Annotated in this window: 16 protein-coding genes; 12 read left to right on the top strand and 4 right to left on the bottom strand. The window is 58.2% G+C overall.

Going from position 1 to position 17,162, the window contains the following annotated elements; genetic code table 11:
- Positions 1–20: 20 nt before the first annotated feature.
- The gene (smpB, locus tag F8N12_RS11450) at positions 21–503 is read right to left on the bottom strand and encodes an SsrA-binding protein SmpB (protein ID WP_150580576.1); all 483 of its coding nucleotides are present in this window, start codon (positions 501–503) and stop codon (positions 21–23) included.
- Positions 504–621: 118 nt separating this feature from the next.
- Between smpB and F8N12_RS11445 the strand changes: the two genes are divergently transcribed.
- From F8N12_RS11445 to F8N12_RS11435, 3 genes are read left to right on the top strand one after another with little or no spacing between them, the layout of a single operon-like run.
- The gene (locus F8N12_RS11445) at positions 622–2,025 is read left to right on the top strand and encodes a sodium-dependent transporter (RefSeq protein WP_150580531.1); all 1,404 of its coding nucleotides are present in this window, start codon (positions 622–624) and stop codon (positions 2,023–2,025) included.
- Positions 2,026–2,032: 7 nt separating this feature from the next.
- Positions 2,033–2,467, top strand: coding sequence for a type II toxin-antitoxin system RatA family toxin (locus F8N12_RS11440; protein ID WP_150580530.1), 435 nt, complete (start codon positions 2,033–2,035; stop codon positions 2,465–2,467).
- Positions 2,460–2,774, top strand: a complete 315-nt coding sequence (locus F8N12_RS11435; RefSeq protein ID WP_150580529.1) for an RnfH family protein — start codon at positions 2,460–2,462, stop codon at positions 2,772–2,774. Before F8N12_RS11440 ends, F8N12_RS11435 begins: the two co-directional genes overlap by 8 nt.
- A 61-nt stretch (positions 2,775–2,835) precedes the next feature.
- Here F8N12_RS11435 and F8N12_RS11430 read toward each other — a convergent pair whose 3' ends face one another.
- Positions 2,836–3,363 carry an outer membrane protein assembly factor BamE gene (locus tag F8N12_RS11430; RefSeq protein WP_150580528.1) on the bottom strand — a complete coding sequence of 176 codons (528 nt, stop codon included), beginning with the start codon at positions 3,361–3,363 and terminating at the stop codon, positions 2,836–2,838.
- Between the two features lie 97 nt (positions 3,364–3,460).
- Between F8N12_RS11430 and fur the strand changes: the two genes are divergently transcribed.
- A complete protein-coding gene (fur, locus tag F8N12_RS11425; RefSeq protein ID WP_003197684.1) occupies positions 3,461–3,865 on the top strand; it encodes a ferric iron uptake transcriptional regulator in 405 nt (134 codons plus the stop codon).
- Between the two features lie 75 nt (positions 3,866–3,940).
- On the opposite strand, the gene recN is transcribed toward fur, so the two are convergent.
- The gene (recN, locus tag F8N12_RS11420; protein WP_028623118.1) at positions 3,941–5,614 is read right to left on the bottom strand and encodes a DNA repair protein RecN; all 1,674 of its coding nucleotides are present in this window, start codon (positions 5,612–5,614) and stop codon (positions 3,941–3,943) included.
- A 237-nt stretch (positions 5,615–5,851) separates the two neighbouring features.
- Here recN and grpE point away from each other — a divergent pair, with 237 nt between their 5' ends.
- From grpE to greA, 7 genes are all read left to right on the top strand, one after another.
- Positions 5,852–6,418 (top strand): nucleotide exchange factor GrpE, encoded by a 567-nt coding sequence (gene grpE, locus F8N12_RS11415; RefSeq protein ID WP_150580527.1) that lies wholly within the window; start codon positions 5,852–5,854, stop codon positions 6,416–6,418.
- Between the two features lie 102 nt (positions 6,419–6,520).
- The gene (gene dnaK / locus F8N12_RS11410) at positions 6,521–8,437 is read left to right on the top strand and encodes a molecular chaperone DnaK (RefSeq protein WP_150580526.1); all 1,917 of its coding nucleotides are present in this window, start codon (positions 6,521–6,523) and stop codon (positions 8,435–8,437) included.
- A 298-nt stretch (positions 8,438–8,735) separates the two neighbouring features.
- Positions 8,736–9,860: a molecular chaperone DnaJ gene (gene dnaJ / locus F8N12_RS11405; RefSeq protein WP_150580525.1), complete on the top strand. Its 1,125-nt coding sequence runs from the start codon at positions 8,736–8,738 to the stop codon at positions 9,858–9,860.
- A gap of 9 nt (positions 9,861–9,869) precedes the next feature.
- On the top strand, positions 9,870–10,676 hold the full coding sequence (gene dapB / locus F8N12_RS11400; RefSeq protein ID WP_150580524.1) for a 4-hydroxy-tetrahydrodipicolinate reductase: 807 nt from the start codon (positions 9,870–9,872) through the stop codon (positions 10,674–10,676).
- A 257-nt stretch (positions 10,677–10,933) separates the two neighbouring features.
- A complete protein-coding gene (carA, locus tag F8N12_RS11395) occupies positions 10,934–12,070 on the top strand; it encodes a glutamine-hydrolyzing carbamoyl-phosphate synthase small subunit (protein ID WP_150580523.1) in 1,137 nt (378 codons plus the stop codon).
- Positions 12,071–12,188: 118 nt separating this feature from the next.
- Complete coding sequence (gene carB / locus F8N12_RS11390; RefSeq protein WP_150580522.1) at positions 12,189–15,410, top strand: carbamoyl-phosphate synthase large subunit; 3,222 nt, start codon at positions 12,189–12,191, stop codon at positions 15,408–15,410.
- Entirely contained in the window at positions 15,407–15,883 is a 477-nt protein-coding gene (greA, locus tag F8N12_RS11385; RefSeq protein WP_008029775.1) for a transcription elongation factor GreA, read from the top strand. Before carB ends, greA begins: the two co-directional genes overlap by 4 nt.
- Before the next feature lie 178 nt (positions 15,884–16,061).
- Here the strand turns inward: greA and F8N12_RS11380 are convergent, their stop codons facing one another.
- A complete protein-coding gene (locus F8N12_RS11380; RefSeq protein ID WP_150580521.1) occupies positions 16,062–16,370 on the bottom strand; it encodes a YhbY family RNA-binding protein in 309 nt (102 codons plus the stop codon).
- 105 nt (positions 16,371–16,475) lie between these two features.
- Here F8N12_RS11380 and rlmE point away from each other — a divergent pair, with 105 nt between their 5' ends.
- Positions 16,476–17,105 carry a 23S rRNA (uridine(2552)-2'-O)-methyltransferase RlmE gene (gene rlmE, locus F8N12_RS11375; protein WP_150580520.1) on the top strand — a complete coding sequence of 210 codons (630 nt, stop codon included), beginning with the start codon at positions 16,476–16,478 and terminating at the stop codon, positions 17,103–17,105.
- Positions 17,106–17,162 lie beyond the last annotated feature (57 nt).

The raw sequence follows: 17,162 nt of genomic DNA, 5'->3' as shown, positions 1-17,162 counted from the left end.
ATCGATGACTGGGCGGAAGATTAATCTTCCTTGCCCTTGTTGCGCACCGCACGCTGCAGCTCTCGGCCGGCGTCGCGCTCGCGCTCGGTATCGCGCTTGTCGTATTCCTTCTTGCCCTTGCCCAGAGCGATCTCGCACTTGACCATGTGCTTGCTCCAGTACCAGGACAGGCATACGCAGGCGTAACCTTTTTGCTGCACCGCAGAGGCGAGCTTTTCCAGTTCGCGCCGGTTGAGCAGCAATTTGCGGGTGCGGGTCGGATCGGCGATGACGTGCGTGCTCGCCGTCATCAGCGGCGTGATGTGGCTGCCGAGCAGCCAGGCTTCGCCATCCTTGAGCAGTACATAACTGTCAACCAGCTGTAGCTTGCTAGCCCGCAGACTTTTTACTTCCCAGCCGGCCAGGACCAGACCAGCCTCGAACCGATGTTCGATGAAGTAATCGTGTCGCGCCTTTTTATTTTGCGCGATGGTCCCTGTTGGGTGTTTCTTCTGTTTAGCCATAGGGGCGGCATTATAGGGAGTTGCGCGCGAGTCGGCTACGGTATCGCTACGTGCTTGAGCAGGTTGATTGAATCCCGGACAATGCGCCCTCTTTTTTGAACGCTTGGGCGTGATAACGATGTCGACAGACAAGGTTTCTGTCCACGGCAGTTGGGCTAGCCGATGGGTCTTCATACTCGCCGCGACCGGTTCGGCCGTGGGCCTGGGTAGCATCTGGAAATTTCCGTACATGGTCGGCGTCTATGGCGGCGGCGCCTTTGTGCTGATGTTCCTGGCGTGCATTGCGCTGATCGGCGTACCGGTCATGCTGGCGGAAACGCTGATCGGCCGCCGTGCCCGGCAGAGTCCGGCCAATGCGCTGAAGGTGCTGGCGCTGGAAGCAGGGCGTTCGACGAAATGGTCCTGGGGGGCCTTCGCCGGGATGATCACGGCGTTGCTGATCCTGTCCTTCTACAGCGTTGTCGGCGGCTGGTCGCTGGATTACATCATCGACATGGGCCGTGGCGATTTCCAGGGCGTCACGCCTGACCAGGTCGGTGCGTATTTCGGCAATGTGATTGCCGATCCATGGCGCCTGACACTTTGGCACACGATTTTCATGCTGCTCTCTGCGCTGGTCATTGCCCGAGGCGTGGTCGCGGGTCTTGAGCGCAGTCTGCGCATCATGATGCCGTTGCTGTTTGTAATGATTCTGGTGTTGCTGGGTTACAGCATGACCACCGGGCATTTCATGGAGGGCGTGCACTTCATGTTCGACTTCCATCCGGAAAAGGTCCTGGACGGTTTGCTCCCCGCCATGGGCCATGCATTCTTTTCACTAAGCGTCGGTGTGGGTTCGATCATGATCTACGGCGCTTACATGCCCAGGCATTCGTCGATTTCAGGTACCGTGGTCGGCGTCGCGCTGTTGGATACCTTCGTTTCGCTCGTGGCCGGGCTGGCATTGTTTCCGATTGTCTTCGCCGCGGGCCTGAACCCGAGTGAAGGGCCGGGCCTGATGTTCGTCAGCCTGCCCTTTGCGTTCGGTAACGTCGCGTTCGGCCAAATAATGGGCGTGGTGTTCTTTGTTCTGGTGGCAATTGCTGCGTGGAGTTCCGCTATTTCCTTGCTCGAACCCATGGTGGCGTACCTGGTGGAGCGCTCGAAACTCAGCCGCGCCTGGGTGACGTTCTGGCTCGCATTTACCTGCTGGTTTGTTGGTCTGGGCACAGTCTTTTCCTTCAATATCTGGAAGCAAGCGAAGTTTTTCGTGAACGAAGGCGGGGTGTTTCATCTCTATCAATGGGGAGCGACCGGAGGTCTGGACTTCTTCGGTGTGATCGATTTCTTCACCTCGCGAATCATGTTGCCACTTGGTGGCTTATGTTTCGTGGTGTTTGCAGGCTGGGTGATGGGCCGAGAGGCGGTACGCGACGAACTGTCGATCCGCAGCCCGGTGTTGTTTGCCTTCAGCCTGTTCCTGATGCGCTATGTGGCGCCCATCGGCATTCTCGTAGTGTTTGCCGCCCAGCTGTGGAAGTGACGCTGACATGACGACACACATTCAACGTTCGGCCCTGCTGCCGTATCCGGCGCAAGCCTTGTATGACCTGGTCAACGATGTGGCGCGGTATCCGGAATTTCTCCCGTGGTGCTCCTCGGCCGAAGTCCTGGAAAGCTCTGACGAGCATATGCGCGCCAGTGTTGGCGTCGCCAAGGGTGGCCTCAGTCAGCATTTCGTCACGCGCAATACGCTGGTGCCCGGGCAATCGATTGAAATGAATCTTGAAGAAGGCCCCTTTACTCAGTTGCATGGCATCTGGGTGTTCAAGGCGCTCACCGACAAGGCCTGCAAAATCAGCCTCGATTTGTCCTTCGATTACGCGGGGCCGATCGTTCGAGCCACGCTGGGACCCTTGTTCAATCAGGCGGCCAACACGCTGGTCGATGCGTTCTGCCAGCGGGCGAAGCAGATGCATGGCTGAGCCGACCGTGGAAATTGAGGTGGTTTACGCTGCTGTTGATCGGCAGGCACTCCTGACTGTTGCGGTGCCTGTTGGCACCACGGTGCGTGCGGCGGTGGCCGTGTCCGGAATAGGCGGCGCGTTCCCGGAGCTGGAGTTGAGCGATTGTCCGGTCGGTATTTTTGGCAAGGTCATTACCGATGCCGATTCTCGCCTCGTGCAGTCGGGAGATCGGATCGAGATCTATCGTCCGCTCCTGGCTGACCCCAAAGAGATGCGACGGCTTCGCGCCGCCAAGGCTGCCGAGGCCAAAGCGCGTAATCAGTAACCCGAGCAAACTCCAGACAATAAAAAACCCGGACATGCCGGGTTTTTTATTGCGTCGCAAATTATTGCGGCGAGGTATCCAGCGGTTCTGGAGTCGGGACCGGAACGGTTTCTACGCCGTCGACGTCCTTCTGGATCTGATCCAGCAACGAACCTGGCTTGGCCGGAGTTTCCGGTTTCGGCTGCTCGACGTTCTGCGCAGGATCATTGACGGTAGTGTCAGTGTCCTTGCCGAGAATGGCATCGTCGCGACTCACGCCTGGCATGAAATCACCAGAGAGGCTGACAAGTTGGTCATTTGGGTTGAAGATAACGCTAATGCGTTCCTGTTGGCGTTCACCGCCACCCGGTTGCAGGCTGTACAGATAATCCCAGCGATCGGCATGGAACGTGTCGGTCAGCAGAGGGTTACCCATGATAAACCGTACTTGCCGACGGGTCATTCCCGGGCGTAACTGGTCTATCATGTCCTGCGTGACGACATTGCCCTGCTGGATGTCGATTTTGTAAACCCCGGGGAATGAACAACCGGCGAGTGCGAGCAGTCCCACAAAGGTGAAACTGGTTAGCAAGAGCTTGGTGTTTTGCATCGGTGGGCGACTTCCACTATCTTGGCTGGGACAACGTAAACGCCGATCATACCCGCATTAAGAGAAGCTGCGAAGCAGCATCGCGAGAAAGCTGACCATGGTTGAAAATAGCGAACTACGCAAAGCCGGCCTCAAAGTGACCCTTCCAAGGGTCAAGATTCTGCAAATGCTCGATTCCGCCGAGCAACGCCACATGAGTGCCGAGGATGTTTACAAGGCGCTCATGGAGGCTGGTGAGGACGTCGGTCTGGCCACGGTTTACCGTGTTCTGACCCAGTTCGAGGCAGCTGGCCTTGTGGTGCGGCACAACTTCGACGGAGGCCACGCGGTCTTCGAGCTGGATGACGGCAAGCATCACGACCACATGGTCAACGTCGAAACCAGTGAAGTGATCGAATTCTTCGACGAAGAAATCGAGCGTCTGCAGAAGGCCATCGTCGACAAGTATGGCTTCGAGATGGTTGATCACAATCTTGTGTTGTACGTACGCAAGAAAAAGTAAGCATGTCGCGCGAGCATGATGTTCGCGAAACGAGCGAAGGCGACCCCAGGGTCGCCTTCGTGCTGTCTGCCATCCTTAAATTTTCGCGGTGACGACCATTTTCTTCGCGTGCGCCAAGGATTCCTTGGTCAGGTCAATCCCGCCGAGCATTCGCGCCACTTCTTCCACGCGATCATTTTTACTCAGCTTGGAGACGGCGGTGCGGGTAGCATCTTCGCCTCGTACCTTGTGTACAAATAGATGCTGATGCCCTTGGGCGGCCACTTGCGGCAGGTGAGTCACTGTCAGCACCTGGCCCCGTTCGCCCAGGCGACGTAGCAACTGGCCAACGATCTCGGCCGTCGGGCCGCCGATGCCTACGTCCACTTCATCAAATACCAGCGTTGGAACGCGCGATGTTTGTGCGGTGATTACCTGGATCGCCAGGCTGATCCGCGACAGCTCACCGCCCGACGCCACCTTGGCCAAAGCCTTTAGCGGCTGACCCGGGTTGGCACTGACCAGCAATTCAACTTGTTCGAGCCCGTTCGGTAGCAACTCGTCGCTGCTGTTAGGGCGCAATTCAATAGTGAAGCGGCCGCCCGGCATGCCGAGGCGCTGGATTTCCTGTTCGACCGCACTGGCCAGGCTGCTGGAGGCCTGATGGCGCAGATCGCTCAACTCCCGGGCTTTCTCCTGATAATGACGGGCATACGACGCCAGTTCATCGCTGAGGCGTTCGATCGACTCATCGTTTGCATTCAGGGTTTCAATTTCATCCAGCAGGCGCTGCTGCATTTCGGCAACCTCGGTCGGCTGGATGCGGTGCTTGCGCGCCATGGTGTAGATCGAGTCAAGACGCTCCTCCAGGTATTGCAGGCGCGCCGGGTCGGCGTCGAAATTGTCGAGAAAGCGATTCAGCTCGCCGACGGCTTCTTCCACCTGAATCTGCGCACTGGTCAGCAAGCTGCTGGCTTCGCCGAGCGCGCCCACCGAGGTGGTTACGCTAGACAAACGGTTGAGGCTGGCGGTCAGCGCATTCAGGACATTGCCGGAATCGCTTTCACTGCATTGCTCAACCACCTGGCGGCAGATACCGAGCAGGGTTTCGGCATTGGTCAGGTTCTTGTGTTCCTGTTCCAGCTGCTCAAGCTCGTTTTCACCGAGACCCAGGTTCTCCAGCTCTTCGAGTTGGTAGCTGAGCAACTGATGGCGAGCACGTTGTTCATCGCCGGAGTTGGAAAGGCGCTCCAGTTCCTGGCGGGTCTGGCGCCAGCGTTGAGCGGCGAGTTGTACCTGGCGGGCGAGGTCTGTAGCGCCGGCGTACTCATCGAGCAGGCGGCGGTGCGTGTCGGTCTTGAGCAGCGATTGATGCTCATGTTGACTGTGGATATCAATGACCAGTTCGCCCAGGGCTTTGAGGTCGCCAAGGGGGCAGGGTGTGCCATTGATGTAGCCTCGCGAGCGCCCTTCGGCGGTGATGACCCTGCGCAGGATGCACGGGCCGTCGCTCTCGAGGTCACGCTCGGCGAGCCAGGCGCTGGCTTCCGGAATGTCGACCAGATCGAAGGTGGCGAGGATGTCTGCCTTGTCCGCGCCAGGGCGGACCACGCCGCTGTCGGCACGGTCGCCGAGCGTCAAGCCCAGTGCGTCGAGCATTATCGACTTGCCGGCGCCGGTTTCACCCGTGATCACGCTCATTCCGCGATCAAGTTCGAGATCGAGATGTTCGACGATGGCGTAGTTGTGTACGGACAGGTGCACCAGCATAAAGGCCGCTCCCAGGCTTGAGGTCTGGTTATTTATACAGTGTTTTGTTTTGAGCTGACAATGCCCATTGTCGGCATGATCTGTCCGGGCCGACGAAATGTCGGCGGTCGTGACGAGTAATGCAGCTGTTTTTTGTAGGGTTAATCGCCACCGACCCTTGAAGCAGGATTTTGCGGCCCCATATATCGGCACAGAAGCGCGGGTTGAGCTCGCGGACGTTATTGAAAGGAGAAATCTATGGCTGACGAACAGACAGTGGATACGCAAAACCTAGATGCCGATCAGACTGCCCAGGATTCGGGCAACGACCTGGCGGCTCGTGTACAAGTGCTCGAAGAGCAACTGGCTGGCGCCCAGGATCAAGCCTTGCGTGTAGCGGCTGATCTGCAAAACGTCCGTCGTCGTGCCGAGCAGGATGTAGAAAAAGCGCACAAATTCGCCCTGGAAAAATTTGCCGGCGATTTGCTGCCGATCATCGACAGCCTCGAGCGCGGCCTGGAGCTGTCCAGCCCGGATGACGAAAGCATCCGGCCAATGCGCGAAGGCATCGAGCTGACCCTGAAAATGTTCCAGGACACCCTGAAGCGCTATCAGCTGGAAGCGATCGATCCGCATGGCGAACCGTTCAACGCTGTTCAGCACCAGGCCATGGCCATGCAGGAAAGCGCCGACGTCGAGCCGAACAGCGTACTCAAGGTGTTCCAGAAGGGCTATCAGCTCAATGGTCGCCTGCTGCGCCCGGCCATGGTCGTGGTCAGCAAGGCTCCGGCACCGGTTTCGCCTTCTATTGATGAGCAGGCTTGAAATCGGTCGCAAGGCCCCCATTTATAAGTCAAGCGTTTAAGTGCTACCGCAGTTAGCCACCACTGCTGCGGCAACCAAATCCAAAGTTTCGGGAGAGTTAACATGGGCAAAATTATCGGTATCGACCTGGGGACTACCAACTCCTGCGTCTCCGTGCTGGAAAACGGCAAGGCCAAAGTTATTGAAAACGCTGAAGGCGCGCGCACCACGCCGTCGATCATTGCTTACGCCAATGATGGCGAGATCCTGGTCGGCCAGTCCGCCAAGCGTCAGGCAGTGACCAATCCGCACAACACTCTGTACGCGGTGAAGCGTCTGATCGGTCGTCGTTTCGAAGAAGAAGTCGTTCAGAAAGACATCCAGATGGTCCCTTACAAGATCGTCAAGGCTGACAACAATGATGCCTGGGTAGAAGTGAACGGCCAGAAGATGTCGCCGCCACAAATCTCGGCTGAAATTCTGAAGAAAATGAAGAAGACCGCCGAAGACTACCTCGGCGAGCCAGTGACCGAAGCAGTCATCACCGTTCCGGCCTACTTCAACGATAGCCAGCGTCAGGCGACCAAAGACGCCGGCCGTATTGCCGGTCTGGACGTTAAACGCATCATCAACGAACCCACTGCAGCCGCACTGGCTTACGGTATGGACAAGGCCAAGGGCGATCACACCGTGATCGTTTATGACCTGGGCGGCGGTACTTTCGACGTTTCCGTCATTGAAATCGCAGAAGTTGATGGCGAGCACCAGTTCGAAGTATTGGCCACCAACGGCGATACGTTCCTGGGCGGTGAAGACTTTGACATTCGTCTGATCGACTACCTCGTTGACGAATTCAAGAAAGAAAGCGGCATGAACCTCAAAGGTGACCCGCTGGCCATGCAGCGCCTGAAAGAAGCCGCTGAAAAAGCCAAGATCGAACTGTCTTCGAGCAATTCGACCGACGTCAACCTGCCGTACATCACTGCAGACGCTACCGGTCCCAAGCACTTGAACGTGAAGATCTCCCGCGCCAAGCTGGAATCGCTGGTAGAAGACCTGGTTCAACGCACCATCGAGCCATGCCGCATTGCCCTGAAAGACTCCGGTATCGACATCGGCGCGATCAACGACGTGATCCTGGTCGGCGGTCAGACCCGTATGCCACTGGTTCAGAAGCTGGTCACCGAGTTCTTCGGTAAAGAAGCTCGTAAAGACGTGAACCCGGACGAAGCCGTTGCAATGGGTGCTGCTATCCAGGGCGCAGTATTGGCTGGTGACGTGAAGGACGTTCTGCTGCTCGACGTCAGCCCGCTGACTTTGGGTATCGAAACCATGGGCGGCGTGATGACTGCGCTGATCGAGAAAAACACCACGATTCCTACCAAGAAATCGCAAGTGTTCTCGACTGCCGACGATAACCAGGGCGCGGTGACCATTCACGTCCTGCAGGGTGAGCGCAAGCAAGCCGCGCAGAACAAGTCTCTGGGCAAGTTCGATCTGGCCGAGATTCCACCAGCTCCACGTGGCGTGCCACAAATCGAAGTGACCTTCGACATCGACGCTAACGGCATCCTGCACGTTGGCGCGAAAGACAAGGCCACCGGCAAGACTCAGTCGATCGTGATCAAGGCCAACTCCGGTCTGTCCGAGGAAGAGATTCAGCAGATGATCCGCGATGCTGAAACCAATGCTGACGAAGACCGCAAGTTCGAAGAGCTGGCCGCTGCCCGTAACCAGGGCGATGCACTGGTTCACTCGACGCGCAAAATGATCGCTGATGCTGGCGACAAGGTGAGCGCTGAAGAGAAGACTGCGATCGAAGCGGCAGTGGTTGCGCTGGAAGTTGCTGTCAAAGGCGACGACAAGGCTGCCATCGAAGCCAAGGTTGAAGAGCTGTCGAAAGTCTCCGCTCCAGTGGCGCAAAAAATGTACGCCGAACAGGCCCAGCCTGCTGAAGGCGCTGCGCCGCAGGACGAGAAGGCTGAGAAGGCTGACGACGTCGTCGACGCCGAGTTCGAAGAAGTTAAAGACCAGAAGTAAGTTGTTGGTCGCCCGGTTGACTGCCTTCAGGCGGTGACTGGTAGGATGTCGCCGCGCGGGAGCCTGCTCCCGCGTTGGCGTGTCTGGAGTACGCGAATTTTTACAACATGCGACGAACCTTCGTGTGTTGCTGGTATGGCCGGGAATGCTCCTGCTTCCCGCGCCCTAAGTACCGTATCGAAACAAGACCAGGATCGTTGAATTGACGTGAGTTGGGTCCGGGCCTGTATTGGGGCTCAACGAGTTTGGCGAGGCTCAGGAGGGGTTTGCCGGACGTCCTTAAGAGTGCAAAAGACTTATGGCAAAGCGTGACTATTACGAAGTATTGGGTGTTGAGCGTGGCTCAAGCGAAGCAGATCTGAAGAAGGCCTACCGTCGCCTGGCAATGAAGCACCACCCGGACCGTAATCCCGATGATAAAGCGTCGGAAGAACTGTTCAAGGAGGCCAACGAGGCCTACGAAGTGCTGTCCGATTCGAGCAAGCGCGCAGCGTACGACCAGTATGGTCACGCTGGCGTCGACCCGAGCATGGGCGGTGGCGGTCCAGGTTTCGGCGGTCAGAACTTCTCCGACATCTTTGGTGATGTCTTCAGTGACTTCTTTGGTGGCGGTCGCGGCGGTGCTCGTGGCGGCGCTCAGCGCGGCAGTGATCTGCGCTACACCCTGGAGCTGAATCTGGAAGAAGCGGTTCGCGGCACCACCGTGAATATCCGCGTCCCGACACTGGTCAACTGCAAGCCGTGTGACGGCTCGGGCGCGAAGAAAGGCTCTGCGCCGGTTACCTGCCCGACCTGTGGCGGTATCGGTCAGGTTCGTATGCAGCAGGGTTTCTTTTCGGTGCAGCAGACCTGCCCGCGTTGCCATGGCCAGGGCAAGATCATTTCTGATCCGTGCGATTCCTGCCACGGCGAAGGCCGGGTCGAAGAGTACAAGACCCTTTCCGTGAAAGTGCCGCCCGGTGTTGATACCGGTGATCGCATTCGTCTGTCCGGCGAAGGCGAGGCGGGTGCGCAGGGTGGTCCGACGGGCGATCTGTACGTGGTGATCAACGTGCGCGAGCATGCGATCTTCCAGCGCGACGGCAAGCATTTGTTCTGTGAAGTACCGATCAGCTTTGTCGATGCTGCGCTGGGTGGCGAACTGGAGATTCCAACGCTCGATGGTCGGGTCAAGCTGAAGATTCCTGAGGGGACGCAGACCGGCAAGCAGTTCCGTGTTCGCGGCAAGGGCGTTGCCCCGGTTCGTGGTGGCGGCGCGGGCGACCTGATGTGTCGGGTAGCGGTCGAAACCCCGGTCAACCTGGGTCGTCGTCAGCGTGAATTGCTCGAAGAGTTCCGCAGTTCTCTGGCGGATGACAACAGCCACTCGCCAAAAACCACCGGTTGGTTCGAAGGCGTGAAGCGCTTCTTCGGCGATTTGTAAGGAGTCGGCATGCGACGTATAGCTGTGATGGGCGCTGCCGGGCGCATGGGCAAGATTCTGGTCGAGGCGGTGCAGCAGCGCGCACCGCTGACCGGGCTGACGGCTGCCATTGTCCGTCCTGGCAGCACGCTGATCGGTGTCGACGCCGGTGAGCTGGCTTCGCTGGGTCGCATCGGCGTGCCGCTTTCAGGGCACGTGGAAGCGGTGGCTGAAGAGTTCGATGTGTTGATCGATTTCACGCTGCCGGAAGTCATGCTTAAAAACCTCGCGTTCTGCCGCAAGGCTGGCAAGGCGATGGTCATCGGCACTACCGGGCTGGACGCTGCCCAGAAGCAATTGCTGGCTGAGGCGGGCAAGGTCATTCCGATTGTTTTCGCGGCCAACTTCAGTGTCGGCGTCAACCTGTCGCTGAAACTGCTCGAGATGACCGCTCGCGTGTTGGGTGATGATGCGGACATCGAGATCATCGAAGCCCATCACCGGCACAAGATCGACGCGCCATCAGGGACAGCGCTGCGCATGGGTGAAGTGATCGCCGCTGCGCTGGATCGTGATCTGCAGAAAGTGGCGGTTTACGGTCGCGAAGGTCATACCGGCGCGCGTGAAAGGGAAACCATTGGATTTGCTACCGTGCGCGGCGGCGATGTGGTCGGCGACCATACAGTGCTGTTTGCCTGTGAAGGTGAGCGCCTGGAAATCACTCACAAGGCATCGAGCCGGATGACGTTTGCCAAGGGCGCGGTCCGTGCAGCCCTGTGGCTGGATGGGCGTGAGCCAGGCCTTTACGACATGCAGGACGTGCTCGACCTGCGTTGAGATGCGCCTGAAACCGGGTTCAAACCCAGGCGTTGAGCCCGGTTTTCCTCCGCCTGGCGACGGCTGTCGCATCCTCGGGTCTTTAAGGCTCATTGGCGGTAGACCAAAATTGCCTTTTTCTGTAAGCTACAGCTTTAGTGTGTTCACTAAAAGCGCGCAGAATAATTCAGTGAATGAGCGGGGTGACGTGTCCATACGTCACTCCGCTTTTTTACACCTGCGATCGCCCTTTCAGGTTTTATTTACGGGAGGTCTTCTTGACTAAGCCAGCCATACTCGCCCTTGCTGACGGCAGCATTTTCCGCGGCGAAGCAATTGGAGCCGACGGTCAAACCGTTGGTGAGGTGGTGTTCAATACCGCCATGACCGGCTATCAGGAAATTCTTACCGATCCTTCCTACGCCCAACAGATCGTTACCTTGACGTACCCGCACATTGGCAACACTGGCACCACGCCGGAAGATGCCGAGTCCGACCGCGTCTGGTCTGCAGGCCTGGTGATCCGCGACCTGCCACTGGTTGCAAGCAACTGGCGCAACACGATGTCCCTGTCCGATTACCTGAAAGCCAACAATGTGGTGGCAATCGCCGGTATCGACACCCGTCGCTTGACCCGCATCCTGCGTGAAAAGGGCGCGCAGAACGGCTGCATCATGGCCGGTGACAACATTTCCGAAGAAGCCGCCATCGCCGCCGCCCAGGGTTTCCCTGGCCTCAAAGGCATGGACCTGGCGAAAGTCGTCAGCACCAAAGAGCAGTATGAGTGGCGTTCGACTGTCTGGGATTTGAAAACCGACAGCCACGCGACCATCGACGCCTCCGACCTGCCGTACCACGTAGTGGCCTTCGACTACGGCGTGAAGCTGAACATTCTGCGTATGCTGGTCGAGCGCGGCTGCCGCGTGACCGTGGTGCCGGCCCAGACCCCTGCCGCGGATGTACTGGCGATGAAGCCGGACGGCGTGTTCCTGTCCAACGGTCCAGGCGACCCGGAGCCTTGCGATTACGCGATCCAGGCGATCAAGGACGTGCTGGAAACCGAGATTCCGGTGTTCGGCATCTGCCTCGGCCACCAATTGCTGGCCCTGGCCTCTGGCGCGAAGACCGTAAAAATGGGCCACGGCCACCACGGTGCCAACCACCCGGTCCAGGATCTGGACAGCGGCGTGGTCATGATCACCAGCCAGAACCATGGTTTTGCGGTAGACGAAGCGACCTTGCCAGCCAACGTGCGAGCGATCCACAAATCGCTGTTCGACGGCACCCTGCAAGGCATCGAACGTACCGACAAAAGCGCCTTCAGCTTCCAGGGTCACCCGGAAGCCAGCCCTGGCCCGAACGACGTAGCGCCCTTGTTCGATCGCTTCATCAACGAGATGGCCAAGCGACGCTGATCGCAGGCCCGGATGCAGCAACGCTTGAGGGCGGTCCCGATACCGGCGGCCCCCTCAAGGCTTCAGAGATTGAACAAGACGGCTTGCCGACTGACCTGCGGATTTGAGTGACAAACCCATGCCAAAACGTACAGACATTAAAAGCATCCTGATTCTCGGCGCTGGCCCGATCGTGATCGGCCAGGCCTGTGAGTTCGACTACTCCGGCGCCCAGGCCTGCAAAGCCCTGCGCGAGGAGGGTTACCGCGTCATCCTGGTGAACTCCAATCCGGCGACCATCATGACCGACCCGGACATGGCCGACGCTACCTACATCGAGCCGATCAAGTGGCAGACCGTTGCCAAGATCATCGAGAAAGAGCGTCCAGACGCTTTGCTGCCAACCATGGGTGGCCAGACCGCCCTGAACTGCGCCCTGGACCTGGAGCGCGAAGGCGTCCTGGAGAAATTCGGCGTAGAGATGATTGGCGCCAACGCCGACACTATCGACAAGGCCGAAGACCGTTCGCGCTTTGACAAGGCGATGAAGTCCATCGGCCTGGACTGCCCGCGTTCGGGTATCGCCCACAGCATGGAAGAAGCCAACGCCGTGCTCGAGAAGCTGGGCTTCCCGTGCATCATCCGTCCGTCCTTCACCATGGGCGGCACCGGTGGCGGTATTGCTTACAACCGCGAAGAGTTCGAAGAAATCTGCGCCCGTGGTCTCGACTTGTCGCCGACCAAAGAGCTGCTGATCGACGAATCCCTGATCGGCTGGAAAGAATACGAGATGGAGGTTGTCCGCGATAAGAAGGACAACTGCATCATCGTTTGCTCCATTGAAAACTTTGACCCGATGGGCGTGCACACCGGTGACTCGATCACTGTTGCGCCAGCACAGACCCTGACGGACAAGGAATACCAGATCATGCGTAACGCCTCGTTGGCGGTACTGCGTGAGATCGGCGTGGAAACCGGCGGCTCCAACGTTCAGTTTGGCATCTGCCCGGATACTGGCCGTATGGTCGTGATCGAGATGAACCCGCGTGTATCCCGCTCTTCGGCACTGGCCTCGAAAGCCACTGGTTTCCCGATTGCGCGTATCGCCGCCAAGCTGGCGATCGGCTATACCCTGGACGAGTTGCAGAACGAAATCACCGGTGGCGCTACTCCGGCTTCTTTCGAGCCGTCGATCGACTATGTCGTGACCAAGCTGCCACGCTTTGCCTTCGAGAAATTCCCGAAAGCCGATGCGCGCCTGACCACTCAAATGAAGTCGGTTGGTGAGGTGATGGCGATCGGCCGGACCTTCCAGGAATCCCTGCAGAAAGCCTTGCGCGGTCTGGAAGTGGGCGTTTGCGGCCTGGACGAGAAGCTCGACCTGAGCAACCCGGAAAGCATGAGCATCCTCAAGCGCGAGCTGACCGTACCGGGTGCCGAACGTATCTGGTACGTGGCTGACGCGTTCCGCGCCGGCCTGTCAGTCGAAGACATCTTCGGCATGAACATGATCGACCCGTGGTTCCTGGTGCAGATCGAAGATCTGATCAAGGAAGAAGAGAAGGTCAAGACCCTGGGTCTGGCCAGCATCGACCGCGACATGATGTTCAAGCTCAAGCGCAAAGGCTTCTCCGACATGCGTCTGGCCAAGCTGCTGGGCGTGACCGAGAAAAATCTGCGTCGCCACCGTCACAAGCTTGAAGTGTTCCCGGTCTACAAGCGCGTCGACACCTGCGCGGCCGAGTTTGCCACCGACACCGCTTACCTCTACTCGACGTACGAAGAAGAGTGCGAAGCCGCGCCGTCTGGCCGCGACAAGATCATCATCCTCGGTGGCGGTCCAAACCGTATTGGCCAGGGCATCGAGTTTGACTACTGCTGCGTCCACGCGGCACTGGCCCTGCGCGATGACGGTTACGAGACCATCATGGTCAACTGCAACCCGGAAACCGTTTCCACCGACTACGACACCTCCGATCGCCTGTACTTCGAACCAGTGACCCTGGAAGACGTGCTGGAAATCTGCCGCGTCGAGAAGCCAAAAGGCGTGATCGTCCAGTACGGTGGCCAGACCCCACTGAAACTGGCGCGCGCCCTGGAAGAAGCCGGCGTGCCGATCATCGGCACCAGCCCTGATGCCATTGACCGCGCCGAAGACCGTGAGCGCTTCCAGCAGATGGTCGAGCGCCTGAACCTGCGTCAGCCGCCTAACGCCACCGTGCGCAGCGAAGACGAAGCGATTCGTGCTGCCAGCAAGATCGGTTACCCGCTGGTGGTGCGTCCGTCCTACGTACTGGGCGGCCGGGCGATGGAAATCGTCTACGAAGAGGAAGAACTCAAGCGTTACCTGCGCGATGCGGTGAAAGTGTCCAACGACAGCCCGGTGCTGCTCGACCACTTCCTCAATTGCGCCATCGAAATGGACGTGGATGCAGTCTGCGACGGCACCGATGTGGTGATCGGCGCAATCATGCAGCACATCGAGCAAGCGGGTGTTCACTCCGGTGACTCCGCGTGCTCCCTGCCGCCGTATTCGCTGCCTGCGCACATCCAGGACGAAATGCGCGAACAGGTCAAGAAAATGGCCCTGGAGCTGGGCGTTGTCGGCCTGATGAACGTTCAGTTGGCGCTGCAAGGCGAAGACATCTACGTCATCGAAGTCAATCCGCGCGCGTCCCGGACCGTACCGTTCGTGTCCAAATGCATCGGTGTTTCCCTGGCGATGATCGCAGCTCGCGTGATGGCCGGTAAAACCCTGAAAGAAATCGGCTTCACCAAAGAAATCATTCCGAACTTCTACAGCGTGAAAGAGGCGGTGTTCCCGTTCGCCAAATTCCCTGGCGTTGACCCGATCCTCGGCCCGGAGATGAAGTCCACCGGTGAAGTGATGGGTGTCGGCGACACCTTCGGTGAAGCGTTCGCCAAGGCGCAAATGGGTGCCAGCGAAGTACTGCCGACCGGCGGTACCGCCTTCATCAGCGTGCGCGACGATGACAAGCCACTGGTTGCAGGCGTGGCCCGTGATCTGATCAACTTGGGTTTCGAAGTGGTTGCCACTGCCGGTACTGCCAAGCTGATCGAAGCCGCAGGCCTGAAAGTGCGTCGTGTGAACAAGGTGACCGAGGGTCGTCCGCACGTGGTCGACATGATCAAGAATGACGAAGTCACGCTGATCATCAACACCACCGAAGGTCGCCAGTCGATCGCCGATTCGTACTCCATTCGTCGTAATGCGCTGCAGCACAAGATCTACTGCACCACTACCATCGCTGCTGGCGAAGCCATCTGCGAAGCGCTGAAGTTTGGTCCAGAGAAGACTGTTCGCCGCTTGCAGGATCTACACGCAGGATTAAAGGCATGATCAAGTACCCGATGACTGTCCAGGGCGCGAAAGCCCTGGAAGAAGAACACGCTCACCTGACCAAGGTCGTCCGTCCGAAGCTCAGCCAGGACATCGGCACGGCCCGCGAATTGGGTGACCTGAAGGAAAACGCTGAATACCATGCTGCCCGCGAGCAGCAAGGTATGGTCGAAGCGCGTATTCGTGACATTGAAGGCCGGATCCAGAATCAGGTCATCATCGACGTCACGAGCATTCCGCACACTGGCAAAGTGATTTTCGGTACCACCGTGGAAATCGCCAACGTCGAGACGGACGAGCGCGTTACCTACCACATCGTGGGTGAGGACGAAGCTGACTTCAAACTCGGCAAGATTTCCGTCGGCTCGCCACTGGCTCGCGCCTTGATCGCCAAGGAGGAGGGTGATGTGGTGGCGGTGAAGACGCCGGGTGGCGTTATCGAGTACGAGATTGTCGAGGTGCGCCATATCTGAAAGCTCGCGCCCGCTTCGTGCGGGTGCCATGCTTTGGCGGCTGATCAGATGATTTGATTGGGCCGCTGGTGGCCGCTGTAACAGATCTGCCGGTGCTGGATCAGGGTGATCTGGCGCCGATGCCGATCAATGGCATTGGAGTGGCAGGGTGCGCGAAGCACACCCGTGACCCGTGTCATCACTTGAAACGATGAACGTTCGACAGCTGCTTGTTGACGCTGAAGTTCTTTCGGTGAATCAATGCCATCTTGCCGATGACCTGAACCAGGTCCGCTTTGCCGACCTTGCACAGTTCTGCAATAGTCGCCAGGCGCGATTCGCGATCGAGGATGTTGAGCTTGATTTTAATCAGCTCGTGATCCGCCAATGCGCGTTCGAGTTCGGCTAACACACCTTCAGTCAAACCGTTGTCTGCCACGATCAAAACCGGTTTCAGATGGTGGCCAATGGATTTGTACTGTTTCTTCTGCTCTTGAGTGAGCGGCATAATCTGACCCCTGCGTCTGATCTTGTAAAAAGCGGCGGCCAGTTTACCCGAGCGAGTCCGGGACCGCCCAGTTAATCACGACCCGTTTTATTTTCGAGGTGGCCTGTGGCCCGTTCCAAGACAAGCCTTAAGTGGCTGCAAAGACATGTCAATGATCCCTATGTGAAGCAGGCGCAGAAGGATGGTTACCGCTCGCGTGCGAGTTACAAGCTTCTGGAGGTCCAGGAAAAATACAAGCTGATCCGTCCCGGTATGAGCGTTGTCGATCTGGGTGCCGCCCCCGGCGGCTGGTCGCAGGTCACCAGTCGGCTGATCGGTGGTCATGGCCGTCTGATCGCCTCGGACATCCTGGAAATGGACAGTATTCCGGACGTGACTTTCATACAGGGTGACTTCACTCAGGACGAAGTGCTCGCCCGGATCCTTGAAGCCGTGGGTAATTCGCAGGTGGACCTTGTGATTTCCGATATGGCCCCCAATATGAGTGGTACGCCCGAAGTGGACATGCCTAAAGCCATGTTTCTCTGTGAACTTGCTCTTGATCTGGCGGCTCGGATACTCAAGCCGGGTGGTAATTTCGTGATCAAGGTGTTTCAGGGCGAAGGGTTTGATGCTTACGTGAAGGACGCTCGTCAGAAATTCGACAAGGTCCAGATGATCAAGCCGGACTCCTCCCGTGGCAGTTCCCGCGAGCAATACATGCTGGCTTGGGGCTATCGCGGTCGTAGTGAGTAAATCGCGGTTTTTTGGCGGGTCGATAGGTTTTTCGTATTTCGTCCTGTGGGAAATAGC

The sequence above is a fragment of the Pseudomonas fluorescens genome, from assembly GCF_902497625.1.
Lineage (GTDB): Bacteria > Pseudomonadota > Gammaproteobacteria > Pseudomonadales > Pseudomonadaceae > Aquipseudomonas > Aquipseudomonas fluorescens_BQ.
The sequence above is the reverse complement of the archived record's forward strand: the minus strand, read 5'-3'. Positions and strand labels throughout refer to the sequence as shown.